The sequence below is a fragment of the Arthrobacter sp. YN genome (genome assembly GCF_002224285.1).
Taxonomy (GTDB): domain Bacteria; phylum Actinomycetota; class Actinomycetes; order Actinomycetales; family Micrococcaceae; genus Arthrobacter.
Genome location: NZ_CP022436.1, coordinates 4,837,994 through 4,859,628, shown reverse-complemented (window position 1 = coordinate 4,859,628; position 21,635 = coordinate 4,837,994). Strand labels below are relative to the sequence as shown.

The window sequence follows — 21,635 nt, the reverse complement described above, 5'->3', positions numbered from 1 at the left end:
AGTATTCTCTCGCTTGGCGATTGGTCTCCATGCACTCCGGCCGACGCCGACGCTATCCGGCCGGCGCGGGCGCCATCCGGCCGGCTGTCGTGCCCAGGGGTTGCGTGGGAGGGGTTGCGTGGGCAGCGTTAGTGCCCGGCGCGCTGGTGCTCGGCATTTGGCGCCAGACGCATCGCGGCTTATCTGCATATCGGCCCCCGCATATCGCCCCCGCAGCAAGATCGGGCTCATGGACTCTCCCCCACGTTGGACCCGCGCCTCCTATGTCCTGTGGGGTGTGTCTTTGTGGGGTGTGTGGTGGTGGTTGCGTCGGGGTGTTTGGGTTGGGTCGATGTGGGGTGGGGGATGAACCAGGGGACGCCGGTTTTCATGTCGATGCGCCATTGTTCTTTGTGGATGAGGTGGTGGTGGTGGCTGCAGAGCAGGGTGCCGTTGTCTGTTGAGGTGGTGCCGCCGTGGGACCAGTAGGTGGTGTGGTGTGCTTCGCACCAGGGTGCGGGCATGGTGCAGTCGGGGAAGGCGCAGCCGCCGTCGCGGGCGGTGATGGCTTTGCGGATGTGGGGTGGGAAGGTCCGGGTGGTGCGGCCGATGTCCAGGACGCGGGAGTCGCTGCCGAGCAGGACGGGGATGATCTCGGCGTCGCAGGCGATTTTGCGGATGGTGTTCGGGTGCATCGGTCCGCTGAAGGTCGCAGTGCCGGTGCCGGTGCCAGTGCCAGTGCCGGTGCTGTGTTGGTTGTGTTGTTGGTGGTTGTGGACTTGTTCGAGGAGTTCTTGGTAGCCGATGGTGACGGTGAGTTGGGCTGGGAGGCCGCCGTTGGAGGGTAGTTTTCCTGTGCGCATGGCGAGGCTGCAGGCGCTGGTGAGGCCGTTGAGGAGTTTCTGTGGGCGGCTGCGCCGGTCCAGGTCCGGGCCGGCGGGGCCCGTCTGATCGGTATCGGCATCGGTATCGGTATCGGCTGCGGTTCCGGTGGTGGTGAGGCGTGGGCTGGTGGCGACGTTCATGGCGGTGGTGAGGATTTCGTATTGTTCGTCGGTGGCGAAGATTTCGAGGTGGTGGAGTCCGTGGCGGCGTCGGCGGCGGAGGAACACGCCTTGGAGTTGGCGGAGGATTTCTTCGGTGGGTTCGGGGCCGTCGTGGTCGATGACGTCGATCCAGCGTTTGGCTATTTTGGTGACGAAGTCCGGGTCGGTTTCGACCGCGGTGGTGGTGAGGGCGTGTTCCATCCGGGTGAGGGTGTCCTCGTCGGTGAGGTGCCGGACTTTGTCCAGGGCGGCGCTGATGATGGTCGCCGAGCGGGAGGGCACCAGCGCGGACCCAACCGCTTGGGCGAGTATTTCGCGGCGGGCCGGGATCTCCTGCCCGGCGATCCCTGTCTGGGGGAGGACGTCGGGGGCGAGGGCGAGCCTGCGCTTGGCCTCGCCGATGCTGATCCGCAACCGTGCCCGCAGGAACTGCGCCGCGTTCTGGTACCCGTCATCCAGAACGCTGGCTTTGGCGGCCGAAGCCCACCGTGCTGGTCCTGTTCCCGGCACGGAACCATCTCCACCCGCGGGAGGTGTGGAGCATGCTTCACCATCGGAAACTGCCACGGTGTCGGTTCCTGGCACCGGTTCCGTCCAACCGGTCCGCCATTCCGGCGTTGCTGCCGAGGACCCCGGACCGGCCGTTAGTGCTTCCGTCCGGGTCCGTTCCACAGCTCGGGCCGCGACCACCTGCAAGTACTCCACCGACCGGGCGATCTCCTCGACCTTGCCGGCAAAGTCAGCAGCCTCATAAAACCCAAACAGCCGGGCCTCGCCGACGGCTATCGATCGCAATGCGTCGGCTGCGGCCGCACCCTCACGTAACGCCGCTTCCAATGCGGGCATGTCAGACCATCGTGGCTCTGCGGACAACGAGCCCCGCACTTCCCGTGGCGCGGATTCCGAGCCCGCGGACCGAGACGCCTCCCGCAGTGCCTCAGGCACAGATGCCCCGGGTATGGACAACGGTTCGAGCCCCGGGAGCAGCCCAGCGTTCCGGGAGGTAGCAGCTTCGGCGATTACCGGCGTCGGGCAAGTGCGGACAGCGGTTCCTGGAGGCAAGTCCAGAGAGAAGGACGACATGTGAGGGGGCATGTCACCGGCGCCGGACGAACCTGCCCGCCGCGCCACGATCTGCCCTATGCCATCCATAAATCAAGCCTGTCACGATGGCTGGACAGCTATAAGCCCTCGTCTGCGCTATGTGGAAAACTCCCGTCGGAGGCTCATGCAATAGCTGCAGGCCAGCGTTTAGGAGGCGCTTATCCGGCGACTCCGGTTTGGTGGTCGATCCCCGCTTGGTCCACCTTCCGGTGGAAACGCATGCCGGCCTTTCCGCCGAGGATGGCGCCTAGAAGGGGGACGATCAAGGCGATGACGAGGCCGATGATGCCGCTGGCGGTCATCAGGCTTCCGTCGAGGGGAATCTGGGGTGCGCCGTTGAGGTCGTCGAGGATGTTGAACTGGTTACCTGCCACTGCCGCGAGGATCGCCACGAGGATCGCCACAATAATGCCCCACAGCCAAACAGCGAGTCCTTGCTTCGCACCATCGAAGCGGGCCATCCGGCCGGCAACGTAGCCGCCACAGTAATAGGCCAGGAACAGGACGACTGCCAGCACGATTCCACCGACGATCCCCAGGGTTTCTGCGTTCTGCCGGGCCTGATCCGCTGCCTGTTCAGCGCCGGACGGGTTGGCCGCTCCTACGCCCACCCCGATAGCCGTAGCCAGGGCACTGAGAAGGACGGTCATCCCGATGGCCGTTAGCCAGCCAAAGAAAGCCGAGCCCCACTTGATGCCGCCAAAACGGTCCTTTTCCGCCCGGACGACGTCGTCCCTGCGGGCTTTGGGAGTGCTTGATCCCGAGTCATATCCATCAACCATGTCAGCTCCTGATCCGGTTGCCTGAACTTTGGTAAACCAAGCAAAACACCACTTCCAACTAGAAAGCAAGGATGCTTACTAAATTGCTCGCCCGCCTGAGGCTTCCCGCGCGCCTGAGGCTTCCCGCATATAGGGACGGGTGGCTGTTCCGTGGGAGAATCGGAGACATGGAAGCCACCACCGCCGGAGCCCGGACACTCGAACGCGGACTCAGCCTGATTGACTGCGTAGCGGCCGGCAATCACCGGCTGGAGGACATCACCAAAGCCGCAGGACTCAGCCGATCGGCCACCCACCGCATGCTGACCTCCTTGGTGGGAGCCAAGTATCTGAGCCAGTCGGAGGACCGGAGCTACCACCTGGGTGTGAAGCTCCTGGAGTTGGGCACGCAAGCACAAACCAGCATCGATTTGCCGGGGGTCGTGCAGCAAGTCTTGGCCGATATTGCCCGCATCACCCAGGACGCGACCCATCTGGGGATACTGTCCGGCGATGAAGTGGTCTATCTGGCCAAGGCCCGTGGCCACCGAGGTTTCGAGATGACCTCCTATCCGGGCGTTCGCCGGAAGGCCCAGACCCCGGCGCTGGGCAAAGTGCTGCTGGCCGAGAAAAGCGACGCCGAGGCAATCAAGGCCTTCAACCACACCATCACGCCAACGCCGCTTTCCATCAGGACGGCCGAAGAATTCCTGGCTGCGCTGCATGAGGCCAAGCACCACGGCTATGCCATGGATGACCAAGAGAACGAACTCGGAATCACGTGCCTTGCCATCGGGATACCTGACTTGAGCGGGGCCATGGCTGCCGCCGTCTCAGTCTCAGCCCCCAGTGTCCACATGAATCCCGAGCGCATCCAATCCCTCGTTGCGTTGCTGCAGAAGTTCCAGCCGGAGCTCACCAGTTGCCTGCCGCCGGGATTCGAAAGGGCCTGGATCTAGCGCCCGTTGATCCGCGCAGGGAAGAACCGGACCCGATCCCCGCTACCGCGCCACGGGTTCTGAAGCGTCCAGTAAACCAAGCTCGTGGCGTCGTGGCATGCCTTCCCAGTCGCCGGGTACCAGGCAAGCGAAGGCGCCTGTCCGCACCGCCGTGCGCAGACGGTCTTCTATGGAAGCCCCGGCAAGGAGGTCGGAGATGTATCCGGCCACAAAAGCGTCTCCTGCACCGACGGTGTCCACGGCGTTGATGCGTACTGCGTCTTGACGGTATTCGGCGCCGTCGATCACACCGACGCAACCGAGGGGGCCGTTCTTGATGACTACCTGCTGTGGTCCCCTAGCCGCGATCCTTCGTGCGAGTTCGAGGGAGTCCGGCCCGTGGCCCACTGCGATGCCCGCCTCGTCGTCACCGGCAAAAACAATGTCTGAGAGTTCAATGAACGTGCGGAAGACCGGCCCGGCCTGGTCCTCTGTCCACAGCGCAGCGCGGTAGTTCAGGTCGAAGGAGACAGTCACCCCGGCTTCGCGCGCCACGGACACCGCGAACAGCGCGGCTTCACACGCTGATTCGGAGAGGGCAGGAGTGATGCCCGTCAGGTGCAGGAGCTTCGCGTTCCGGATGGTGTCCGCCGGGACGTCCTCCCGAGCCAACCTCGAGCCGGCACTGCCTGAACGGTAGTACCAGACCTTGAGGTGTTCCAAGGTGCGGCGTTCCTTGATCATCAGGCCTGTGGGTGCCTCGGCGTCGCGGATACCTAACGTGGTGACGCCCTCGGCGGCTATCTCCCGGAGTACGAGGTCGCCGAGGCTGTCCTGCCCCACCCGCCCGAGCCAGGTCACACTGGTACCCAGTCGCTTCAGGGCGATGGCCACGTTGGTTTCGGCCCCGCCCATGCCCAGCCCCAGCGAACCGGCATGGGCCAAGGGCCCAGGTGTCTCGGCTTTCATGAGCGCCATGGTTTCGCCCATGGTCACTACGTCGGTGTAGGTAGTCACTTGGCTGCCCGCGCTTCCACGGCGTCGGCTGCAAGTTGGCTGAGCTTCGATGCCCGCGCGGTCAGCTCCGTCAGGCTTCCGCCTGAGAAAGCATCGCGCAGCAGAGGCCCGCCGAGGCTGACGGCCAGGGCGCCGGCCGCGATCCAGGCGGGTGCGTCGTCGATCCCGATGCCTCCGGAGGGCACAATCCGCATGTCCGGGAACGGCCCGCGGAGTTGGCCGACGTACCCAGTGCCCACGGCCGAGGCGGGGAAGAGCTTCACCGCTGTGGCGCCGGCGTTCCAGCCGGCCAGCAGTTCGGTGGGCGTCAGCCCGCCCGGAAACACCGGGATGTCACGCTCGACGGCGGCACTCACCACTGCGGTGACCATCGCCGGGGTGACCAGGTAGTCCGCTCCGCCGTCGAGGGCCTGCATGGCTTGGTCCACGGTGGTGATGGTGCCGACCCCGATCTCGGCGTCCGGACCGAAGCGTTCCTTGAGCCGGGGCAGTTCCTCGAACACTCCTTGGGTGCTGAGGGTCAGCTCAATGGAACGGACGCCTCCGCGCACCAGGGCCTCGATCACGGGGGCGTACTCGCGGGCGTGGTGTGCCCGCATGACGGCCACCACGGGATTGGCTGTCAGGAGCGCGGAAGGAGCCGGCCGTTGCGGGTTGCCCGCTGGTTGGATGGTGCTCATCGGGCCAGCCACCCGCCGTCGACCGGAAGAACAACGCCGTGCACGTAATCTGCGGCCGGGGAAGCCAGGAACACCACCGCGCCGGCGAGGTCGTTGCCTGATCCCCATCGGGCGGCCGGGATCCGGCTGGAGATCTGCTCATGCCGGACGGAGTCGGCGAGCAAGGCCTGGTTCATGTCCGTGGCGATGTAACCCGGGGCGACGGCGTTGACGTTGACGCCTCGTGGGGCCCACTCATTGCACAGCGCCTTGGTCAGCTGGGCCACTGCACCCTTGGACGCCGCGTAGGCCGGAACCCGCAATCCGCCCTGGAACGTCAGCAGTGAGGCCAAATTGATGATTTTGCCGTCGCCGCGCTCCACCATGGCCTTACCGAAGCCCTGGCAGAGCTGGAACACTGCCCGGGTGTTGATGTTCATGACCGCATCGAAGTCCTCCAACGGGAACTCCACGGAGTCATGGCGGATCTGCGTGCCGGCGTTGTTGACCAGGATGTCGATCCGGTGCTTCGCAAGCGTCGTTTCGATCGCTTGGGTAACCGAGTCCTGGCTGGAGAGGTCGATGGCTGTTGCTTCGGCAGTTACGCCTGCCTCCGCCGCGGCCAGGGCCAGTTCCGGAGCGAGTGGGCCGCGTTGCAGCGCAACGAGGTTCGCACCCGCCCGGATCAGGCCCAGGGCAATACCCAAGCCGATGCCGCGGGACGCTCCGGTGATGGCCGCCGTCGAGCCTGTCAGGTCAAATGGCGTGCATCGCGCTGCTGCCGTGTCAGTCATGCTTCTCCCTTGCCAGGGACGGCTGCCGCAGCCGGCCCAACGAATACTTTGAGGACCGCTCCAGCGGTCATGGCCTTGGTGAAGGCGGCCGGGGTTTCTTCGAGTGGGAAGACCTCCACCGGGATCCGTCCCAGCCCCAGCTCGCCGCCCTCGATGAGCTTGACGGCCCGTTCGACGTCGGCCCGCGTGTAGACGCGGACGCCCACCACCGTGTTCTCCGCGAAGGTCAGAGCCTGCAAATCAACCTCCACCGGCTTCTTGTAGACGCCCACCAGCACGATGGTGCCCAGGACGCGGACCGCTTTGGGCAGCAGCGCCGCCACGGACGGGTGGGCTGCTGAATCGAAAACGATGTCCGCGCCATCCCCGCCGGTTGCCTCCAGGATCGCCTCGATGGGGTCGGTGCCCGAGGGAACGGTGTCGAAGCCGAGCTTCTCAGCCACTCTGCGGCGGTCTTCGGAAGGTTCGGAAATCAGCACACTCCCGGCACCTTCATGCCTGGCAACAAGAGCGGTGAGGATACCGATAGGTCCGGCACCGAAAACCACCACCCGCTCACCGCCACGCAGCCCCGACCGGGACACCGCGTGCACCGCCACAGCCAACGGCTCGGCCAGCGCGGCCTCCTGGAGCGGAACCTCGGAGTCGATCGGGATCAGGGTCTCCGCCGGCAACGCCACATACTCCGCCAGGGAGCCTGCGACGTCGATCCCGTACAGCTTCAGGTTCCGGCACACATGCGTGTTTCCCTCCCTGCACGGGTGGCACTTCCCGCAATAAATCAACGGTTCAACGGTCACCCGGGTGCCCTCAGCCGGTCCCCCCGGGGCGGCGATCTCCACAACACCGGTGATTTCATGGCCCATCACCACGGGCGCTTCGGCGCGCGGGTGGCTTCCGTGCAGGATGGAAAAATCCGTGCCGCAAATGCCGGTGAGTTCAGATCGGACCAAGGCCCAGCCCTCCGGCACTTCGGGGAGCGGCACGGTCCGGTACTCAATGGTGTCCGGGCCCGTCCAGACTGCTGCGCGCATCGTCAGCGACGTGGATTCAGCTGCTGTTTCGACGCTCATGCCGGCACGCTCCCGTTCAGCACTTCACTGTTGAGGATGTTGCGCGGCGCGCGGCCGGCACACACCTCCACCACGTTCTCCACCGTGCGCCGCTTGAGCTCTGCGTACGACTCCTCGGAGTACCAGGCCGCGTGCGGTGTGAGGACTGCATTCTCCAATTCCAGCAGGGGACTGGTCCGCGGCAGGGGCTCCAACTCAAAAACATCCAAACCCGCAGCGTGCAGGCGCCCGTCCTGCAGTGCCGCCGCCACTGCATCCGTGTCCACCACCGCGCCGCGGCAGGTATTGACCAGCACGGCGCCGGGCTTCACCCTGTCCAGGACGTCACTGTTGATCAGGTGATGCGTGTACTGGTTGAGGGGGACATGCAGGGAAATGACGTCAGCGCTGGCAACAAGCTCCTCGAAGCCGACCACCGTGATCCCGTCCGCGGTGACAGTCCCGGCGGTCAGCAGCGGATCCGAACCGATGACCTGGTAGCCCAGACCTTTCGCTTTCCGGCCCGTGGCCGCACCAATCAAGCCCAGGCCCACCACTCCGAACACCCGCCCGCCAATCCGGTGCAAGGGTTGCACCGGCCCCAGCGAATGATCACCGCGTCGCACGCCGCGGTCCAGCTGCGTAATCCCGCGGGCCAGGCTGACGGCCAAGGCAATCGCGTGGTCGCTGACGTCCTCGGTGCCGTAGTCGGGGACGTTGCAGATGGCGACGCCGCGCGCGGTGGCGGCTTCGACGTCGAGCGTGTCAACCCCGACGCCGTAACGGCCGATTGCTTTCAGGCCCGGCAGCGCGTCCAAAACCTTGGCGGTGATGGGCGCGTACTGGACAACGATCGCGTCCGCCCCGGCGGCTGCAGCAATGACCTCGTCTTCGGTGCGGCACTGAGCCAACACCAGCTCGACGCCGGCGTCCCGGGCGACAGCACGCTCGATATCGATGGAATCGTGATCGCAATCGGTGATGACAATTTTGGTGGGATTGGTGGGGGCGGTGGAGGTGGTGGGTTCTGACATTACTTGGCGTCCTCTTCAAGGAGAAGGTCACGATCGACCGTCTCCGGGGATTTGATGGTGGTGAACAAACTGATGCCCATGATGGCCATCATGTAGATGGCCACCGGGATCCAGGATCCGCTGAAAGCCGTGACCAGTGCGGAGCAGATCAGCGGGGCGATGCCACCGCCGAAAACGGAGGAGAATTCGCGGCCGAGTGCCACGCCGGCGTAGCGGTAGCGAGCGCCGAAGAGCTCCGGGAAGTACGCAGCCTGGACTCCGACGGATCCCTGGGCGGCAAAAATGAAGCCCAGGACAATGACCAGAGAGATCAGGAACAGGTTGCCCGTGTTGATCAGCAGGAAGGCCGGGATGGGGAAGATGAACAGGAAAGTGGTCACTACCAAGTACATGGAGCGGCGTCCGAACCTGTCCGAAAGGTTTCCGAACACGAAGGCTGACACGCAGGCGAACAGGGCGCCAACCAGCAGGACCTTGGGAATGAACGTGGCGTCGATCTTGAGCTGGCTGATGAGGTAGGAGCCCAGGAACACCTGGAAGAGGTAGGAATGGGCGTTGGCGCCGACGTTCATGAAGAACACGCGGAAAAGGTTGGTGCGGCCGTTCTTGATGACATCTGCCACGGGGGTGTCCCGTTTGCCGATGCCGCCTTCTTCCTGGAGTTCCTGGAACACCGGGGACTCCTTGAGCTTGCGTCGGATGACGTAGGCGGCAATCGTCACGAAGATCGACGAGAAGAAGACCAGCCGCCAGCCGTAGGATTCCAGGGCTTCCTTGGGCATCATCTGAACCATGATCCAGACCACCGCTCCAAGTGCCGTTCCTGCCGCTGCGCCGACGAACACCAGTGAGGCGTACTTGCCGCGCTGACCCTTGGGCGCTGTTTCCGCGATGAGGACCACGCCGCCGGCCTGTTCAGCTCCGGCGCCGAAGCCTTGCAGGAATCGGCAGGCCACCAGCAGAGCCGGCGCCCACAGTCCGGCTTGCTCGTAGGTAGGCAAGAGCCCGATAGCGAACGTAGCAATGCCCATGAGGAAGAGGGTGGCCACCAGCACCCATTTGCGGCCCAAGCGGTCGCCGTACTTGGAGAAGAAGAGTCCGCCCAAGGGCCTGGCGCCGAAGCCGACGGCGTACGCGCCGAAAGCAGCGAGGATGCCGATCGCAGGGTCGACGTTGGGGAAGAAGATCGTGTTGAAGATGATCGCGGAGGCGGTTCCGTAGATCACAAAGTCGTACTGCTCCAAGGCAGTTCCGATAAGTCCGGCCCAGGCGGCCCGGCGGACGTTTTTCACCTCGGTCGGGGTGCCGGTACCTGGCCGGCCGGCATTCTGAACAACGCTGTTCTCAGTCAATCTTGTCTCCAAGCGGGTGGTGGCTGGTAGCCGTGGATGAGGAGTTTTGCACTAGATTCCGATTATCGGGATAGCATCCCGAAAACTGCTGGAGATAAATGTAGTGCATTCCGGGGCTGGAAGAAAGCGATTTCTGAAACGCGTAAAAAAAGGCGTACGACGGCGGCAGCCCGCCCTTGCGGGATCTCTCACCGGCCGGCGCGGCAGCTCCGCCGGTTCTCACATTGGGTCTTGCCAAGTAAACGCTAAGCATGCTTACTGTATGGATGTTCCTTAAAGCCGACGGGTTGAATTTCTTCCCCGTTCCGGCGTTCGGAAACCATGCCTGGTGATGCAGCCCGCTTGGCAACCACATAAGAGAACCGCATTCCAAGGAGACATCATGCTCGCGAGGGAAAACATTGACCGGTTGATGGGCCTCAACGGACACGTCCGTACCACTGAAGGTGACAAGGTGGGCTCCATCGGCACGTTTTACACCGATGATGACACCGGCGAACCCACCTGGGTGACCGTCAAGACCGGACTTTTTGGCAGTTCGGAATCATTCATACCGCTTCAGGACGCCGCCGTGGAAGGTGACGACGTGGTGGTTCCCTACAGCAAGGACCACATCAAGGATGCTCCCCGGGTGGCCGAAGACGGGCACCTGGATCCGGGCGAGGAGAGCCGCCTGTACAACCACTACGGACTCGAGGGCAAGCGCGGCTTCAGCGGTCACGGCGATGATCTGCGCGCCGACGCAACAACTGATCGCGATGCACATTTCGCCGGGACAGTAGGTACGCGGGACCCGGTGGGAACCCGGGACACACTCGGTACCAGGGACGCGATGGACACGGGAGGCGCCTATCGTCCGGAGGCTGAAAGGAACGGCGACGACGACGCCATGACCCGCTCTGAAGAAAGGTTGAACGTCGGCACGGAGAAGCAAGCCACGGGTCGGGCGCGCCTGAGGAAATACATCACCACTGAGAACGTCACCACTACGGTCCCCGTGCAACGCGAGGAAGTCCGTGTGGAGCGGGAGCCCATTACGGACGCGAACGCAGGCGATGCCATGTCCGGTGCCGACCTGACGGAGAGCGAGCACGAGGTCACCCTCCACGAGGAGAGGCCCGTGGTGGACAAGGAGACCGTCCCGGTGGAGCGCGTCCGCCTCGAAAAGGACACAGTCACCGAGGATGTTCGGGTCGACGAAGAAGTCCGTAAGGAGCGCATCGAAACCGAGGGGACCAGCTCGGACAACACCCGCCGCTAAACGCATGGTGTGAGGCCCGCTCTACGTCCCAAGTGCCCGGGTGCGGGCGCAGAGCGGGCCCCGCATCGCGAATTTCGCTATCGCAAAAGCGCGGTCGATGGGACGATCTCCTTATGGGCGAACATGAGAAGGACCGGACTGCTGCGCGCTCGGACGCAGCGCGAACGGACGCTGCGCCATCAGACGCAGCGATTGAGGACAGGGGAGACCCCACCACCCAGCAGTTGAGGACCGTCGGCCAGCGGCGGCGTGAGGCCGAACGCAAGTTGGATATCCACTTGGAAGAAGCGAGCCATAAAGGCGAAGCCCCGCCTAACGCAGGCGAGGGTCATTCCGAAGGGTAGAACCGCTGGATTGCCCCGGATGTTTAGGGTGCCCCAGCGGGGTGTCGCTCTTGTGCGCCTCTCCCTGATGCAGTTGCAAGGCGCTGTGAATGAGCGGGAAATGGCTGAAGGCCTGGGGAGTGTTGCCCAGCTGCCGTTGGGCCCGGGGGTCCCACTCCTCGCTCAGCAAACCCACATCGTTGCGCAGGGTGAGTAGCCGCTCAAAGAGTTCGGTTGCCTCGGTGGAGCGGCCGATGCCCAGCAGTGCATCCACCAGCCAGAACGAACAGGCAAGGAAAACTCCTTCGTCCCCAGGCAAGCCATCGTGGCCGGACTGGGTTCTGTAGCGGAGGACCAAGCCGTCATCCGTGAGTCCTTTTTGGATGGCTTCCACTGTCCCTGCGACGCGTGGATGCCTGTGCGGGAGGAAGCCGACGCGGGGGACCAGAAGTAAGCTCGCGTCCAGATCCTTGCTTCCGTAAGACTGGACGAAGGTGTTGAGTTCCTCGTCAAACCCCTTGGTCATGACGTCGTGGTGGATTTCGCTGCGGAGTGCTGCCCAGCGGTCGTGTGGGCCGGGTAGCCCGGAGGTCCGGACACCTTTGACCATGCGGTCCGCGGCCACCCACGCCATGACCTTGGAATGGGTGAAATGCTGCCTCGGTCCCCGCATTTCCCAGAGCCCGTTGTCCGGCTGGTCCCAGGCTCCTTCGAGGTACTCCATCAGGGCCACCTGGATGTCCCAGGAACTGTCCACAGTGCCGTCCTGGAAGGCTGCCCGGGTCAAGGAAAGACCGTCCAGGACCTCGCCCCACACATCCAGTTGCAGTTGCGGGGCTGCGGCGTTTCCGGTGCGGACGGGCAGTGAACCTTCGTAACCGGAGAGCCACGGGATGTCTGCCTCGGGCAGTCTCCTCGCGCCGTCGAGCCCGTACACAATCTGCAGCTCCGACGGGTCGCCGGCGATAGCGCGCAGCAGCCAGTCCCGCCACGCGGAGGCCTCCTCCGTGTACCCTGCGGCGAGCAGTGATTGCAGGGTCAGGGTGGCGTCGCGCAACCAGCAGTAGCGGTAGTCCCAGTTCCTGGGGCCGCCGATCTGCTCGGGCAAGGACGTGGTTGCTGCCGCCACGATGCCTCCGGTCGGCGCATACGTCAGTGCCTTGAGGGTGATGAGGGACCGCTCCACCGGCTCCTTGTACTTCCCGGCCATTTCGCTGCGGCCGATCCACTCCAGCCAGAACGACTCGGTGACAGCGAGCGCGCGGAAGGGGTCGATCCGTCGCGGCTCCCGCTCATGGCTCGGCGCCCAGCGCAGCACGAACGGGACCCGATCGCCCGCGCGGACCGTGAATTCGCTGTAGGTGCGCTTGTCCCGCCCCTCGAGCGGGACATGGGTGGTGAGGTAGGCCGAGTCGGGACCCGCTACCGCGCTGATGCCGTGCTTGCTGTGCCGGACCCACGGCACCACGCGGCCGTAGTCGAAGCGCAGGACCAGCTCCATCTGCATGGTGACCTCGCCGGAGATGCCCTCCACAATCCGCACCAGGTCCACGGCGTCGTCCCGGACCGGCATGAAGTCGATCACCCGGACAGCGCCGCCGTCCACTTCCCATTCTGTCTCCAGGATGAGGGTGTCCCCGCGGTAGCGGCGTCGGGTGCAGTTGCCGCCGTCGGGTGTGCCGGCGGGCGCTAAAAGCCAGCGGCCGGCGTCGGGCGTGTGCAGCAGTGACGCGAAGCAGGCGGGGGAGTCGAACCGTGGCAGGCACATCCAGTCAATGGACCCGCTCCGCCCTACCAAGGCAGCGGTGTTCAGATCCCCGATGATCGCGTAGTCCTCAATCCTGGCCATGGATCAGATCCTAGTCCGCGTCTCCCGCCAGACGGCTCAAGCCGTCCAGAATGAGGTCCAGGCCGAACTGGAATTCGTCGCCAAAGTCGTAGCCGGGTTTAAGGACATGCTCGACGGCGATCTCCACCATGCGGGGATACTCACCGGTGGCGAAGCGCTCCAGGATGGGGCTGGTGATCTCGGCCGCGGTGTCCCGCCCCTCGAACGGGAGGGCCGCTTCCTGCACGGCAAAGCCGTAAATGTAACTGTCCAGCAGGGCGTAGGCGTGGGCAGTGAGCGGGACGGAGAATCCTGCAGTCCTCAGCGTCGCGAGCGTTGCTTCGTGATGCCGGAGCGTTGCAGGGCCAGGCGCGGACCGACTCTCCAGCAACCCGACTGCCCAGGGGTGGCGCCTGAGTGCCGACCGCATCCGGTGGGCCCTCAACGCCATCTCCTTGCGCCAGTCCCCTTCGGGTGCCGGAAGCTCGATTTCGCTGAACACCATATCCACGATGCCGTCCAGGATCTCGTCCTTGTTGGCAACGTAGTAGTAGAGGGACATGGGTTTGGTTCCCATGCTGAGGGCGAGCGTGCGGATGGTCAGGGAGTCGATTCCGGACTCGTCGGCGAGGGTGACGGCGCATTCAAGGACCCGCTCCCGGCTCAGCGGGCTTCGCTGCGATGCTGCGGTGGGCACGGGCACTCCTCGACTGGTTGCTGGGCTCTAGCGGTTTAGTACAGTGTACGGTAATCTCGTTGGTACAGCGTACGAAAACCATCACAACCTCACCTCACCACGCAGCCCTCCATCACCCAGCCCCCTCCGCACACGCACTGAAAGGTCCGGCCATGACCACTGGTCAGCAAGCCAAGGAATCCCGTCGCCACAAGGATCGGGCGTTGCCAGGTCCCACCATGCGTGCCATCGTGCAGGAGGGCTACGGTTCCGCCGCCGACGTACTGCATGAGGCCCAGGTCCCGCGTCCAGTCATCGCGGAGAATGAAGTGCTGGTGAAAGTCCAGGCGGCCGGGCTGGATCGCGGCACATGGCACATAGCCACGGGCCTGCCCTATGCGCTGCGCTTGGTCTATGGATTCAAGGCACCCAGGAAACCCGTCCCCGGGCTGGACCTCGCCGGAACCGTTGAAGCGGTGGGAGCAAAGGTGACCCGCTTCGCGGTGGGGGACCACGTGTTCGGCTCGGGCAGGGGAACGTTCGCCGAGTATGCCGCAGCCCGCGAAAACCAGTTGGCCCACAAACCGGCGAACATCACCTTCGAACAGGCCGCCGTGGTGCCGGTGTCCGCGTGCACAGCCCTGATCGCCCTGCGCGCGGGTGGCATCGATCCCGGCCGGGATCAGCCGGCGCAAGGGCTCAAGGTCCTGGTCACGGGAGCATCGGGCGGCGTGGGCAGTTATGTGGTGCAGTTCGCCAAAGCCGCCGGGGCGGAGGTCACCGGAGTGGCCAGCGCTGCGAAAGTGGAGATGGTGAGGGCCCTCGGTGCCGACCACGTGATCGACTACACCACCCAGGATTTCCTCGACGGCGCTGAGCAGTACGACGTCATCATCGACATCGCGGGCAACCCGTCGGTTTCACGTTTACGCCGGTCACTCACCCCGTCAGGGACTGCCGTGATGACCGGTGGCGAGGAGGGCGGCACGTGGACGGGGAGCATGGACAGGCAACTCCGCGCCGTGGCCCTCTCGCCCTTCATCCGGCAGCGGCTCACCATGATCGTGGGCACCCAGAATGCCCCGGATCTTGAGTACCTGGCCGGTCTCCTGGAGGCGGGAACCATCACTCCCGTCATCGACCGGACCTACCCGCTGGCCCAGGTCCCGGATGCCATGCGCTACTTCGACGCCGGCAAAGTCCGCGGCAAGGTGGCCATCACCCTCCAAGCCGGGTGAGTACAAGCCAAAAGCAAGAGACGCACGACGGCGGCAGGTCGCCGTCGTGCGTCAGGCCCCTTTGCCGGGGCCCTTGGCGGATAAGGCTTCAGGCGTGGGCCCCGTGGTGGTGGGCTCGGCCAAGGGAGTCAGTTTCCTGTCGCCCCCGCGCTGGGAGGCTGCACCGGCAACCACAACCAGGGCGATCCCGATGAACTGGACGATGGTGGGTTGCTGGTGCAGCACCAGCAGTCCCAGGAGAACGGCGAAGGCGGGTTCCAACGACATCAGCGTGCCGAAAGCCGTGGACGTCATCCGGCGCAGTGCTTTCAGCTCCAGCACGAACGGCAGAACGGGCATCAGGATGGCGACGCCCAGGGCGCCTGCGAGGATGCCCCAGTTGAGGTGCCCAACAGCTTGCGGAATGCCGACGACGGCGGCCGTCACTGCGGCGATGGGGACCGTCAGCGAGAGCGCCCCGATGCCGGTGAAACGGTCGCCGATCAGCTGCGTCAGCAGGATATAGGCGCCCCACCCGGCGGCGGCGATGGCCGCGAACAAAATTCCCAGGAAGTCGACGCGGCCATGCCAAGGTTCGGTCAGCAGGACTACTCCCAGCAGCGCCAGCACCGGCCATGCCAAGGCGCGGCGGTTATGGCTGCGGATCGCCGCCACCGTCAATGGGCCAAGGAACTCGATGGCGACGGTGGTGCCCAACGGGATCCGTTCCACAGCGGCGAGAAACATAATGGTCATGAGCCCGGTCGCGATGCCGAGGCCCAGGAGCGGCAGGATGTCTGGCCGCCGCACCGATCGCAGCGGTGGGCGGGCGATGGCAAGGAAGATGATGGCGCCCAGGCTGAGCCGCAACCATGCCGTTCCAGCCGCACCTACCTCCGCGATGAGGCCCACCGAAAGGGCGGAGCTGAGCTGCACCGAGAACATGGCTGCAACGGCGAGGCTCCAGGGCGGAATGGGGCCACCTTTGCGGGTGCTCACTGGCTGATTCCCATGACGCTGGGATCGGCGTCCTGCCGGTGCCCTGATCCCACGCCGGGCTCAAAAACAGCAAGGATGAATCTGGCGGGTGCCGCGCCAAGGTTGGCGTAGGAGTGGGCAATGTCGCCTGGGAAAGTCATGGCATCGCCAACCTCGAGGGTGACTGCCTGCTCCCCTGCATCGACGGTCACCGCGCCGGCTTGAACCTGCAGGAGTTCCTTGGTGCCCGCGGTGTGGGCCTCGCTGGCGTGGCTGTCGCCGGGGCCCAATGTCCAGTCCCAGAGTTCCACCACGTCCGGTGAGTCGGTCCCGGCCACCAGGATTCCCTGGCCGCCCTGTTCGCTGCTCCACAGTGTTGCACCTTCGCCGCTCCGGGTGATCTTGACGGGCTTGGGGCGCGGGGACTCCACCAGGGCGGGGAGCCCGACTCCCAGGGCGTCGCTGATCCGCAGCAGAGTTCCGATGCTGGGGTTCGCTGCCCCTTGCTCCACGTTGACGATCATCCGGCGGCTTACTCCTGCAGCCTCGGCCAGGTGGTCCAGGGTCCATCCGCGGGCTTGGCGTTCCTGCTTGACCCGGGTGCCGATGGCCAGGGAGAGGTTGGTGGTGCTGTCATCCATAAGTGCATCATACTGCACTTCCAGTGCACTCTCATTACCTGCGGGGCCCGAGGCGGGGCAAGCTGGGGACTGGCCGGCGTCCGACGCTCGTGCTACCACTGACCCTAGGAACAAAACCCAAAGGAGAAATCGTGGCCGAAGACCTTCCTGTCCTTGTTATTGGTGCCACGGGATTCCTTGGCGGCCAAGTGGTGGATGAACTTCTCAAGCGCGGCAAGAAAGTCCGGGCCTTGGTGAGGCCCAAGTCCGACGCCGCCAAAGTTGAGGCCAAAGGAGTTGGGATCGTCCGCGGGGACATGATGGACGCAGCCTCCTTGATCGCCGCGATGACAGGCGTTTCCGCGGTTGTCTCAACGGCCGCCGGCTATACGCGAAATGACAAGAACGCCCAGGCGATCGATACCTTTGGCAACAGCAACCTGGCCGTCGCCGCCAAGCATGCCGGCGTGCCCCGCTTCGTGCTGATCAGCATTGTCACCAGCGACCAAACACCGCAGATCCCGCACTTTTGGAACAAGAAGCTGGCTGAGGACAAGTTCCGGGAGCTCGGCGTTCCCTTTGTGGCCATCCGTCCGGGTGCATTCTTTGACCAAGCTGTGGGGATGGGCGGTGACCCCTTTGCCAAGGGCCGCTTTGTATGGCTGGGCTCCAAAGACGCCAGGCTCACTTTTGTCCTGGCCAGCGACGTTGCACGGTACCTCGCGGAGGCCGTTGACGCGGACATTCTTGAGGGGGAGCACATCGATGTTGGCTGGAGCCGCCCCGTCAGCATTCAGGACGCCGCCGACATTGCCGGGCAGCGGGCCGGCAGGCAGATCAAGGTGATGTCCATTCCCGCCGGTGCCATCGCCGGGCTCGGCAAGGTGACAGCGAAGGTCCTTCCGCTGGTAGGCGACATGGCCAGCATGGTGGCGTGGTTCGAGACCGGCAAGTATGTTGCGGACACCACCCGCCAGGAGCAGGTGTTCGGGCCGGCTCCGACTCCCGAGGACGCCATCGCCCGGGTGGCCGCACGCTACGGGCACTGACGCACGGCCCGCTGGAGGGCGTCGCATGGCTGGTGGGAGCCGTGGTTCATAAGTATGCTGACTGTATAGATTCGGCCGACGATCCCTGACCACGCGCCGAACGGACACGAGGAGCACGTTATGAGAATTGGTTCTTCCATTGCCCTGATTGCCATTGGCGCTATTTTGGCCTTCGCGCTCGCACCCGGACTCATTCCCTTCCTGGACCAAGTCCTGGTGGGCTACATCCTGATGGTGGTGGGCGTCATCGGCCTCATCATCTCCATCGCCATGTCCAACAGGACCCGCAGGACGGTCGTCGAGCGCCGCACTGCCCCCGAAACAGTGGTCGAGCGGCGCGCCGCCCCTGAAACAGTTGTCGAGCGTCGCCCGGAGGTTTAGCAGCCGCTGCACAAGCAATACACCAAGAAGCGCACGACGCCGGACTGCCGCCGTCGTGCGCTTCTTGCGTTGGTCGCCCAGTCGGCAGTCGGCAGCCTCCCAGTCGTCCAGCCGCTCAACGCTCACACGAGTGAAAGCGTGAACGAAAGGACGAAGCCCGCTGCCGTGCTCAGTGCAACCGCTGGGCCGCCATGCTCGTAGGCCTCGGGCATGAGCGTGTCCGCCAGCGACGCGATCACCGCACCGGCGGCGAACGCCAACGGCAGGGAAATGGTGGCGGGTTCGGCGGATGAGAGGGGCCCGGCGCCGAGGACCACGGCTGCCACCAGCAGCACGGCGCACACACTCCAGAGCAGCATGATCGACCCGGCTTTTCGGCCCTGGCTGCGCATGGACGAGGCCCCCACCAAGGCTTCGGGGAAGTTGGACACAAAGATGGCCGCCAGCAGTGCCAGGCCGCCGGATCCTTCTTCCAGGGAGATGCCCAGTGCTACGTTTTCCGGTACGCCGTCCAGGGTCACGGCGGCCAGCAACGCCATTCCGGCAGCTCCGCGTGTTGAGGCGGAGGTGGCTGCCCTATCTGACGCGGCGGCGTCGGTGTCCAGCTTTGGGCTGCCCTGTACTTCGTCCGCAGGTTTGGATTTCGATGTGCGGCCGGGTTGGGCCAGGCGATCCAGGAAGGCGCTGAGCGCGGTAAACACTATGGCCCCGGCAAGGAGTCCCACCGCCGCGCGCACAATTCCGCCTTGTTGGTAGGCGTCCTCGAACAGTTCGAACGCCAGGGCGGTAATGAGTGAGCCGGCCGCGAAGGACAGCAGGATGGCAAGGAGCCGCTTCGGCAGCTCGAAACGCACACCGATGAGCGCGCCTATCACCAAGGCGCTGGAGGCAATCAATCCGAACCACAGTGATGCCATCACAATGCCATTATAGAAGTAAGTAACCTGATCTTCTCTAGGGTGAGGAAGCAGCGTTCGACGGCGGCAGCCCGCCGTCGAACGCTGCTTGCCTTGGGCGGGCGGTCAGGCCGTTCCGGTGCCCTGCCGCGCACCGAGTGAATCCTCGCGCCAGGCCGGTGACTCGAAGTGCGCGCCGCCGAACATCGGGAAGGACAGCAGGCCTTCCTGGTCCCGGAGTTGGGTCCAGGGGCGGTTGATGCCGTGTGTTCCATAGCGGCGGAGCTGCGTGACGCGGTCCAGGTCCAGCACAGCGAACAGAATCTCTTCGCCGCCTTGGGCATGCTGCATGATGGTGCCCTCGGGGTCCACGATGACGCTCTCGCCCACACCCGACGGGGAGGCTCCGTTGATGTTCACCACGAACACCTGGTTGGCGAAAGCGTTGGCCTGGGACATGACGATTTCCATGGCCCGGTCCCGGGTAGTGGTGAGGGTGGGCTGGATGATGACCTCCGCACCCAACCAGGCCAACTGCCGCGCAACTTCCGGGAAGCTGCCGTCGAAGCAGATCGCGAGGCCGATGCGTCCGCAGCCCGGGATGTCGAACGTGACGAAGGAATCGCCGGGAGTGGTGGTCTCGAACGGGCGCCACGGGAACAGCTTCCGGTAGCGTGCCACGATCTCGCCCTGCGGGGACACTGCGATGGCGGTGTTATAGGTGTTTCCGTTTTCTGTTTCCAGCAGGGAGCCGGGCACGAGCCACACGTTGAGCCTGCGGGCCAAGGCGGAAATGCGGTCCGTGAGTGGGCTGGGGATGGGCGCGGCGGAACGGGTTTCGCCCTCTGGATCCGGGAGCAGGAACTCGCCTGGCGCGGAAAGCAGCAGTTCCGGAACCACGATGACGTCCACGTCGGGACCGAGCTTCTTGGCTGACTCGGCCTGTGCCTCGAACCGGGCCCACGTGGCCTCGAGGTCGTGGGGGACGGGGTTGGTCTGGATTGCTGCGATGGACAGGATGCGCATTTATGCCTCGGTTTCGTTGCTGGGAGTTTCGTTGCTGAGAATGGACGGAAGGTGGTTGCGGGTAGTGACGTTTCCGCGGGGGATGGATTCGCCGGAAAAGAAGCGGCGCGGCCTGGTCCGCAGAATCGCCGTCACTATCAGGCCCAAGGACAGCGCGCCGATCCCGATCCAGAACACTGAACCGATGCCAAGCCAGGACAGGCCCGCGTACTCAGGGGACAGCATGTCCACGGCGCTGTACGCGAACGCTCCGATCATCAGCAGTGCTCCGAGGCCGGGGAGGATGCCTTTCAGGATCAGGGCGGATGGGGAGGTGCGCATCAGCGGGGCGAAGTACACCACCGAGGCCAAAGCTGTGGCCGCGTAGTACGCGGCGATCATCAGGCCCACCGAGAGGATGGCCAGGCCGATGAAATCGGCGCTGATTGCCGTCAGTCCCAACGTCATGGCCATGGTGATTGCCGCCCACCAAGCGATGGAGGTGGTGGGAGTCCCCCGCTTGGGGTGCATCTTTGTGGTCGCCTTGGGGAGCGCATCGTAGCTGCCCATGCTGAGCCACGTCCGTGGCGTGCTGACGGCTACTGTCAGCAGAGCTGCCAACGCGGACATGCCCACTGCGAGGACGATGACCTGGCCAAACACGGCTCCTGTCGCCTGCGGGCCGAGGACCGAGAGGACATCGGAGACGGTTTCGGGATCGGTGATGCTCGCAGTTCCTGCAAATCCGACGGCGGCGGTGGCTGTCACGACGTAGGAGAACAGCAGGATGACGGTAGTGATGACAACCGCCCTTCCGGGCGTTCCCTTGCGGTCGGTGGTCTCTTCGTTCACGGCTATCAAGGCATCCCAGCCCCAGTAAATGAACAGGCACAGGATGACGCCGGAGACGAGCCCGGACATGTCGCCGGAGGCAAAGGGGTTGAACCACTCCAGGCTTGGCTTTTCTGCGCCGTCTGCCGTTCCGGGGGAGGTGCCCGTGGCCATGGCGGTGAAGGCCGCGACGCAGAATCCGCCGAGTGCCACCAACTGGAGGCCAATCAGCGCGTACTGGACCCAGGCGGAGAGTTCGATTCCCCTCGCGGCGATCCATGCACTCAGGACGATCAGCCCGCACGCGATGGCCGCTACGGCGAGGGGTTCTGCGGCGATCGCTGCCAAACCGAAGAAGGTGAGCAGGTAGGTGGTGGCGACTTGGGCCACGGCGGCGCCCGCAATGAAGGTGGCCATCTGCGGTACCCAGCCACCGAGGAACCAGCCTGCAGCAGGCCCGAAGACGCGGGTGATCCAGACGAAAACGCCACCGCAGTCGGGCATCTCCCGGTTGAGGTCCCGGAAGGCGAGTGCGGTGAAAAGGATCGGCACAAATCCCAGCAGGAAGGCGGCGGGGGTGCTCTGTCCTACGGCAAGAACCACGAAGCCCAGCGTCACAGCCAAGCTGTAGGCCGGGGCGACGGCGGCCAGGCCGAGGGCGACCGTGGGGCCGATGCCGATGGACCCGGCTTTGAGGCCTTTGGAAGCTGGGTTCGTAGGGATTGCTTCTTGGGTGGCCATGGGTGGGGTTGGGGGGAATGACACGGAGACTCCTCGTTGAATCAGTAATTTGAATCACATTCAAATTTGAATGCCATTCAATACCCGTCTAGA

At 64.6% G+C, this 21,635-nt stretch carries 21 protein-coding genes and 1 pseudogene; 7 read left to right on the top strand and 15 right to left on the bottom strand.

The window, feature by feature from the left end; all coding sequences use genetic code 11:
• Positions 1 to 261 precede the first annotated feature (261 nt).
• Positions 262 to 1,871 (bottom strand): annotated as a pseudogene (locus tag CGK93_RS22365) (DUF222 domain-containing protein).
• Here CGK93_RS22365 and CGK93_RS24325 point away from each other — a divergent pair.
• Positions 1,870 to 2,112, top strand: a complete 243-nt coding sequence (locus CGK93_RS24325; RefSeq protein WP_232481686.1) for a hypothetical protein — start codon at positions 1,870 to 1,872, stop codon at positions 2,110 to 2,112. The pseudogene CGK93_RS22365 and the gene CGK93_RS24325 overlap by 2 nt on opposite strands.
• A gap of 175 nt (positions 2,113 to 2,287) precedes the next feature.
• On the opposite strand, the gene CGK93_RS22360 is transcribed toward CGK93_RS24325, so the two are convergent.
• Positions 2,288 to 2,911, bottom strand: a complete 624-nt coding sequence (locus tag CGK93_RS22360; protein WP_089596818.1) for a hypothetical protein — start codon at positions 2,909 to 2,911, stop codon at positions 2,288 to 2,290.
• 71 nt (positions 2,912 to 2,982) lie between these two features.
• Here CGK93_RS22360 and CGK93_RS22355 point away from each other — a divergent pair, with 71 nt between their 5' ends.
• Positions 2,983 to 3,849 carry an IclR family transcriptional regulator gene (locus tag CGK93_RS22355; protein WP_089596816.1) on the top strand — a complete coding sequence of 289 codons (867 nt, stop codon included), beginning with the start codon at positions 2,983 to 2,985 and terminating at the stop codon, positions 3,847 to 3,849.
• 42 nt (positions 3,850 to 3,891) lie between these two features.
• Here the strand turns inward: CGK93_RS22355 and CGK93_RS22350 are convergent, their stop codons facing one another.
• Genes CGK93_RS22350 through CGK93_RS22325 form a run of 6 tightly spaced genes read right to left on the bottom strand, consistent with a single transcriptional unit; the run spans position 3,892 to position 9,736 of the window.
• Entirely contained in the window at positions 3,892 to 4,845 is a 954-nt protein-coding gene (locus tag CGK93_RS22350; RefSeq protein WP_232481459.1) for a sugar kinase, read from the bottom strand.
• Positions 4,842 to 5,525 (bottom strand): bifunctional 4-hydroxy-2-oxoglutarate aldolase/2-dehydro-3-deoxy-phosphogluconate aldolase, encoded by a 684-nt coding sequence (locus CGK93_RS22345; RefSeq protein WP_089596815.1) that lies wholly within the window; start codon positions 5,523 to 5,525, stop codon positions 4,842 to 4,844. The genes CGK93_RS22350 and CGK93_RS22345 overlap by 4 nt, the downstream gene beginning before the upstream one ends.
• Positions 5,522 to 6,298 (bottom strand): SDR family oxidoreductase, encoded by a 777-nt coding sequence (locus CGK93_RS22340; protein ID WP_089596812.1) that lies wholly within the window; start codon positions 6,296 to 6,298, stop codon positions 5,522 to 5,524. Before CGK93_RS22340 ends, CGK93_RS22345 begins: the two co-directional genes overlap by 4 nt.
• On the bottom strand, positions 6,295 to 7,371 hold the full coding sequence (locus CGK93_RS24460) for a zinc-dependent alcohol dehydrogenase (RefSeq protein WP_089596810.1): 1,077 nt from the start codon (positions 7,369 to 7,371) through the stop codon (positions 6,295 to 6,297). Before CGK93_RS24460 ends, CGK93_RS22340 begins: the two co-directional genes overlap by 4 nt.
• Positions 7,368 to 8,384 (bottom strand): C-terminal binding protein, encoded by a 1,017-nt coding sequence (locus CGK93_RS22330; RefSeq protein WP_089596808.1) that lies wholly within the window; start codon positions 8,382 to 8,384, stop codon positions 7,368 to 7,370. The genes CGK93_RS24460 and CGK93_RS22330 overlap by 4 nt, the downstream gene beginning before the upstream one ends.
• A complete protein-coding gene (locus CGK93_RS22325; protein ID WP_198318298.1) occupies positions 8,384 to 9,736 on the bottom strand; it encodes an MFS transporter in 1,353 nt (450 codons plus the stop codon). The genes CGK93_RS22330 and CGK93_RS22325 overlap by 1 nt, the downstream gene beginning before the upstream one ends.
• Before the next feature lie 382 nt (positions 9,737 to 10,118).
• Here CGK93_RS22325 and CGK93_RS22320 point away from each other — a divergent pair, with 382 nt between their 5' ends.
• Together CGK93_RS22320 and CGK93_RS22315 are read left to right on the top strand one after the other, a co-directional pair.
• Positions 10,119 to 10,997 (top strand): DUF2382 domain-containing protein, encoded by an 879-nt coding sequence (locus CGK93_RS22320; RefSeq protein ID WP_089596804.1) that lies wholly within the window; start codon positions 10,119 to 10,121, stop codon positions 10,995 to 10,997.
• Between the two features lie 113 nt (positions 10,998 to 11,110).
• Complete coding sequence (locus CGK93_RS22315; protein WP_089596802.1) at positions 11,111 to 11,341, top strand: hypothetical protein; 231 nt, start codon at positions 11,111 to 11,113, stop codon at positions 11,339 to 11,341.
• Here the strand turns inward: CGK93_RS22315 and CGK93_RS22310 are convergent.
• Positions 11,310 to 13,169 (bottom strand): glycoside hydrolase family 15 protein, encoded by a 1,860-nt coding sequence (locus tag CGK93_RS22310; RefSeq protein ID WP_089596799.1) that lies wholly within the window; start codon positions 13,167 to 13,169, stop codon positions 11,310 to 11,312. The genes CGK93_RS22315 and CGK93_RS22310 overlap by 32 nt on opposite strands.
• 10 nt (positions 13,170 to 13,179) lie before the next feature.
• Entirely contained in the window at positions 13,180 to 13,845 is a 666-nt protein-coding gene (locus tag CGK93_RS22305; RefSeq protein WP_089596797.1) for a TetR/AcrR family transcriptional regulator, read from the bottom strand.
• Between the two features lie 152 nt (positions 13,846 to 13,997).
• Here CGK93_RS22305 and CGK93_RS22300 point away from each other — a divergent pair, with 152 nt between their 5' ends.
• Positions 13,998 to 15,062 (top strand): NAD(P)-dependent alcohol dehydrogenase, encoded by a 1,065-nt coding sequence (locus CGK93_RS22300; protein ID WP_089596795.1) that lies wholly within the window; start codon positions 13,998 to 14,000, stop codon positions 15,060 to 15,062.
• A gap of 51 nt (positions 15,063 to 15,113) precedes the next feature.
• Here CGK93_RS22300 and CGK93_RS22295 read toward each other — a convergent pair whose 3' ends face one another.
• Complete coding sequence (locus CGK93_RS22295; protein ID WP_198318500.1) at positions 15,114 to 15,986, bottom strand: EamA family transporter; 873 nt, start codon at positions 15,984 to 15,986, stop codon at positions 15,114 to 15,116.
• Positions 15,987 to 16,036: 50 nt separating this feature from the next.
• Positions 16,037 to 16,660, bottom strand: a complete 624-nt coding sequence (locus CGK93_RS22290) for a helix-turn-helix domain-containing protein (RefSeq protein ID WP_089596789.1) — start codon at positions 16,658 to 16,660, stop codon at positions 16,037 to 16,039.
• 131 nt (positions 16,661 to 16,791) lie between these two features.
• Between CGK93_RS22290 and CGK93_RS22285 the strand changes: the two genes are divergently transcribed.
• Together CGK93_RS22285 and CGK93_RS22280 are read left to right on the top strand one after the other, a co-directional pair.
• A complete protein-coding gene (locus CGK93_RS22285) occupies positions 16,792 to 17,688 on the top strand; it encodes an SDR family oxidoreductase (RefSeq protein ID WP_089596788.1) in 897 nt (298 codons plus the stop codon).
• Between the two features lie 120 nt (positions 17,689 to 17,808).
• A complete protein-coding gene (locus tag CGK93_RS22280; protein WP_089596786.1) occupies positions 17,809 to 18,069 on the top strand; it encodes a DUF6458 family protein in 261 nt (86 codons plus the stop codon).
• Between the two features lie 122 nt (positions 18,070 to 18,191).
• Here the strand turns inward: CGK93_RS22280 and CGK93_RS22275 are convergent, their stop codons facing one another.
• From CGK93_RS22275 to CGK93_RS22265, 3 genes are all read right to left on the bottom strand, one after another.
• Complete coding sequence (locus CGK93_RS22275; protein ID WP_089596784.1) at positions 18,192 to 18,989, bottom strand: ZIP family metal transporter; 798 nt, start codon at positions 18,987 to 18,989, stop codon at positions 18,192 to 18,194.
• A 102-nt stretch (positions 18,990 to 19,091) separates the two neighbouring features.
• Positions 19,092 to 19,991: a carbon-nitrogen hydrolase family protein gene (locus CGK93_RS22270; protein WP_089596782.1), complete on the bottom strand. Its 900-nt coding sequence runs from the start codon at positions 19,989 to 19,991 to the stop codon at positions 19,092 to 19,094.
• Entirely contained in the window at positions 19,992 to 21,566 is a 1,575-nt protein-coding gene (locus tag CGK93_RS22265) for an APC family permease (protein ID WP_232481458.1), read from the bottom strand.
• Positions 21,567 to 21,635 lie beyond the last annotated feature (69 nt).

What these genes read in the sequence shown, in the direction of transcription:
- CGK93_RS24325 (WP_232481686.1), top strand. Translation starts at nt 1,870, where the DNA reads ATGTCAGACCATCGTGGCTCTGCGGACAACGAGCCCCGCACTTCCCGT.
- CGK93_RS22360 (WP_089596818.1), bottom strand. Translation starts at nt 2,911, where the DNA reads ATGGTTGATGGATATGACTCGGGATCAAGCACTCCCAAAGCCCGCAGG.
- CGK93_RS22355 (WP_089596816.1), top strand. Translation starts at nt 2,983, where the DNA reads ATGCTTACTAAATTGCTCGCCCGCCTGAGGCTTCCCGCGCGCCTGAGG.
- CGK93_RS22345 (WP_089596815.1), bottom strand. Translation starts at nt 5,525, where the DNA reads ATGAGCACCATCCAACCAGCGGGCAACCCGCAACGGCCGGCTCCTTCC.
- CGK93_RS22340 (WP_089596812.1), bottom strand. Translation starts at nt 6,298, where the DNA reads ATGACTGACACGGCAGCAGCGCGATGCACGCCATTTGACCTGACAGGC.
- CGK93_RS24460 (WP_089596810.1), bottom strand. Translation starts at nt 7,371, where the DNA reads ATGAGCGTCGAAACAGCAGCTGAATCCACGTCGCTGACGATGCGCGCA.
- CGK93_RS22330 (WP_089596808.1), bottom strand. Translation starts at nt 8,384, where the DNA reads ATGTCAGAACCCACCACCTCCACCGCCCCCACCAATCCCACCAAAATT.
- CGK93_RS22320 (WP_089596804.1), top strand. Translation starts at nt 10,119, where the DNA reads ATGCTCGCGAGGGAAAACATTGACCGGTTGATGGGCCTCAACGGACAC.
- CGK93_RS22315 (WP_089596802.1), top strand. Translation starts at nt 11,111, where the DNA reads ATGGGCGAACATGAGAAGGACCGGACTGCTGCGCGCTCGGACGCAGCG.
- CGK93_RS22310 (WP_089596799.1), bottom strand. Translation starts at nt 13,169, where the DNA reads ATGGCCAGGATTGAGGACTACGCGATCATCGGGGATCTGAACACCGCT.
- CGK93_RS22300 (WP_089596795.1), top strand. Translation starts at nt 13,998, where the DNA reads ATGACCACTGGTCAGCAAGCCAAGGAATCCCGTCGCCACAAGGATCGG.
- CGK93_RS22295 (WP_198318500.1), bottom strand. Translation starts at nt 15,986, where the DNA reads ATGTTCTCGGTGCAGCTCAGCTCCGCCCTTTCGGTGGGCCTCATCGCG.
- CGK93_RS22290 (WP_089596789.1), bottom strand. Translation starts at nt 16,660, where the DNA reads ATGGATGACAGCACCACCAACCTCTCCCTGGCCATCGGCACCCGGGTC.
- CGK93_RS22280 (WP_089596786.1), top strand. Translation starts at nt 17,809, where the DNA reads ATGAGAATTGGTTCTTCCATTGCCCTGATTGCCATTGGCGCTATTTTG.
- CGK93_RS22270 (WP_089596782.1), bottom strand. Translation starts at nt 19,991, where the DNA reads ATGCGCATCCTGTCCATCGCAGCAATCCAGACCAACCCCGTCCCCCAC.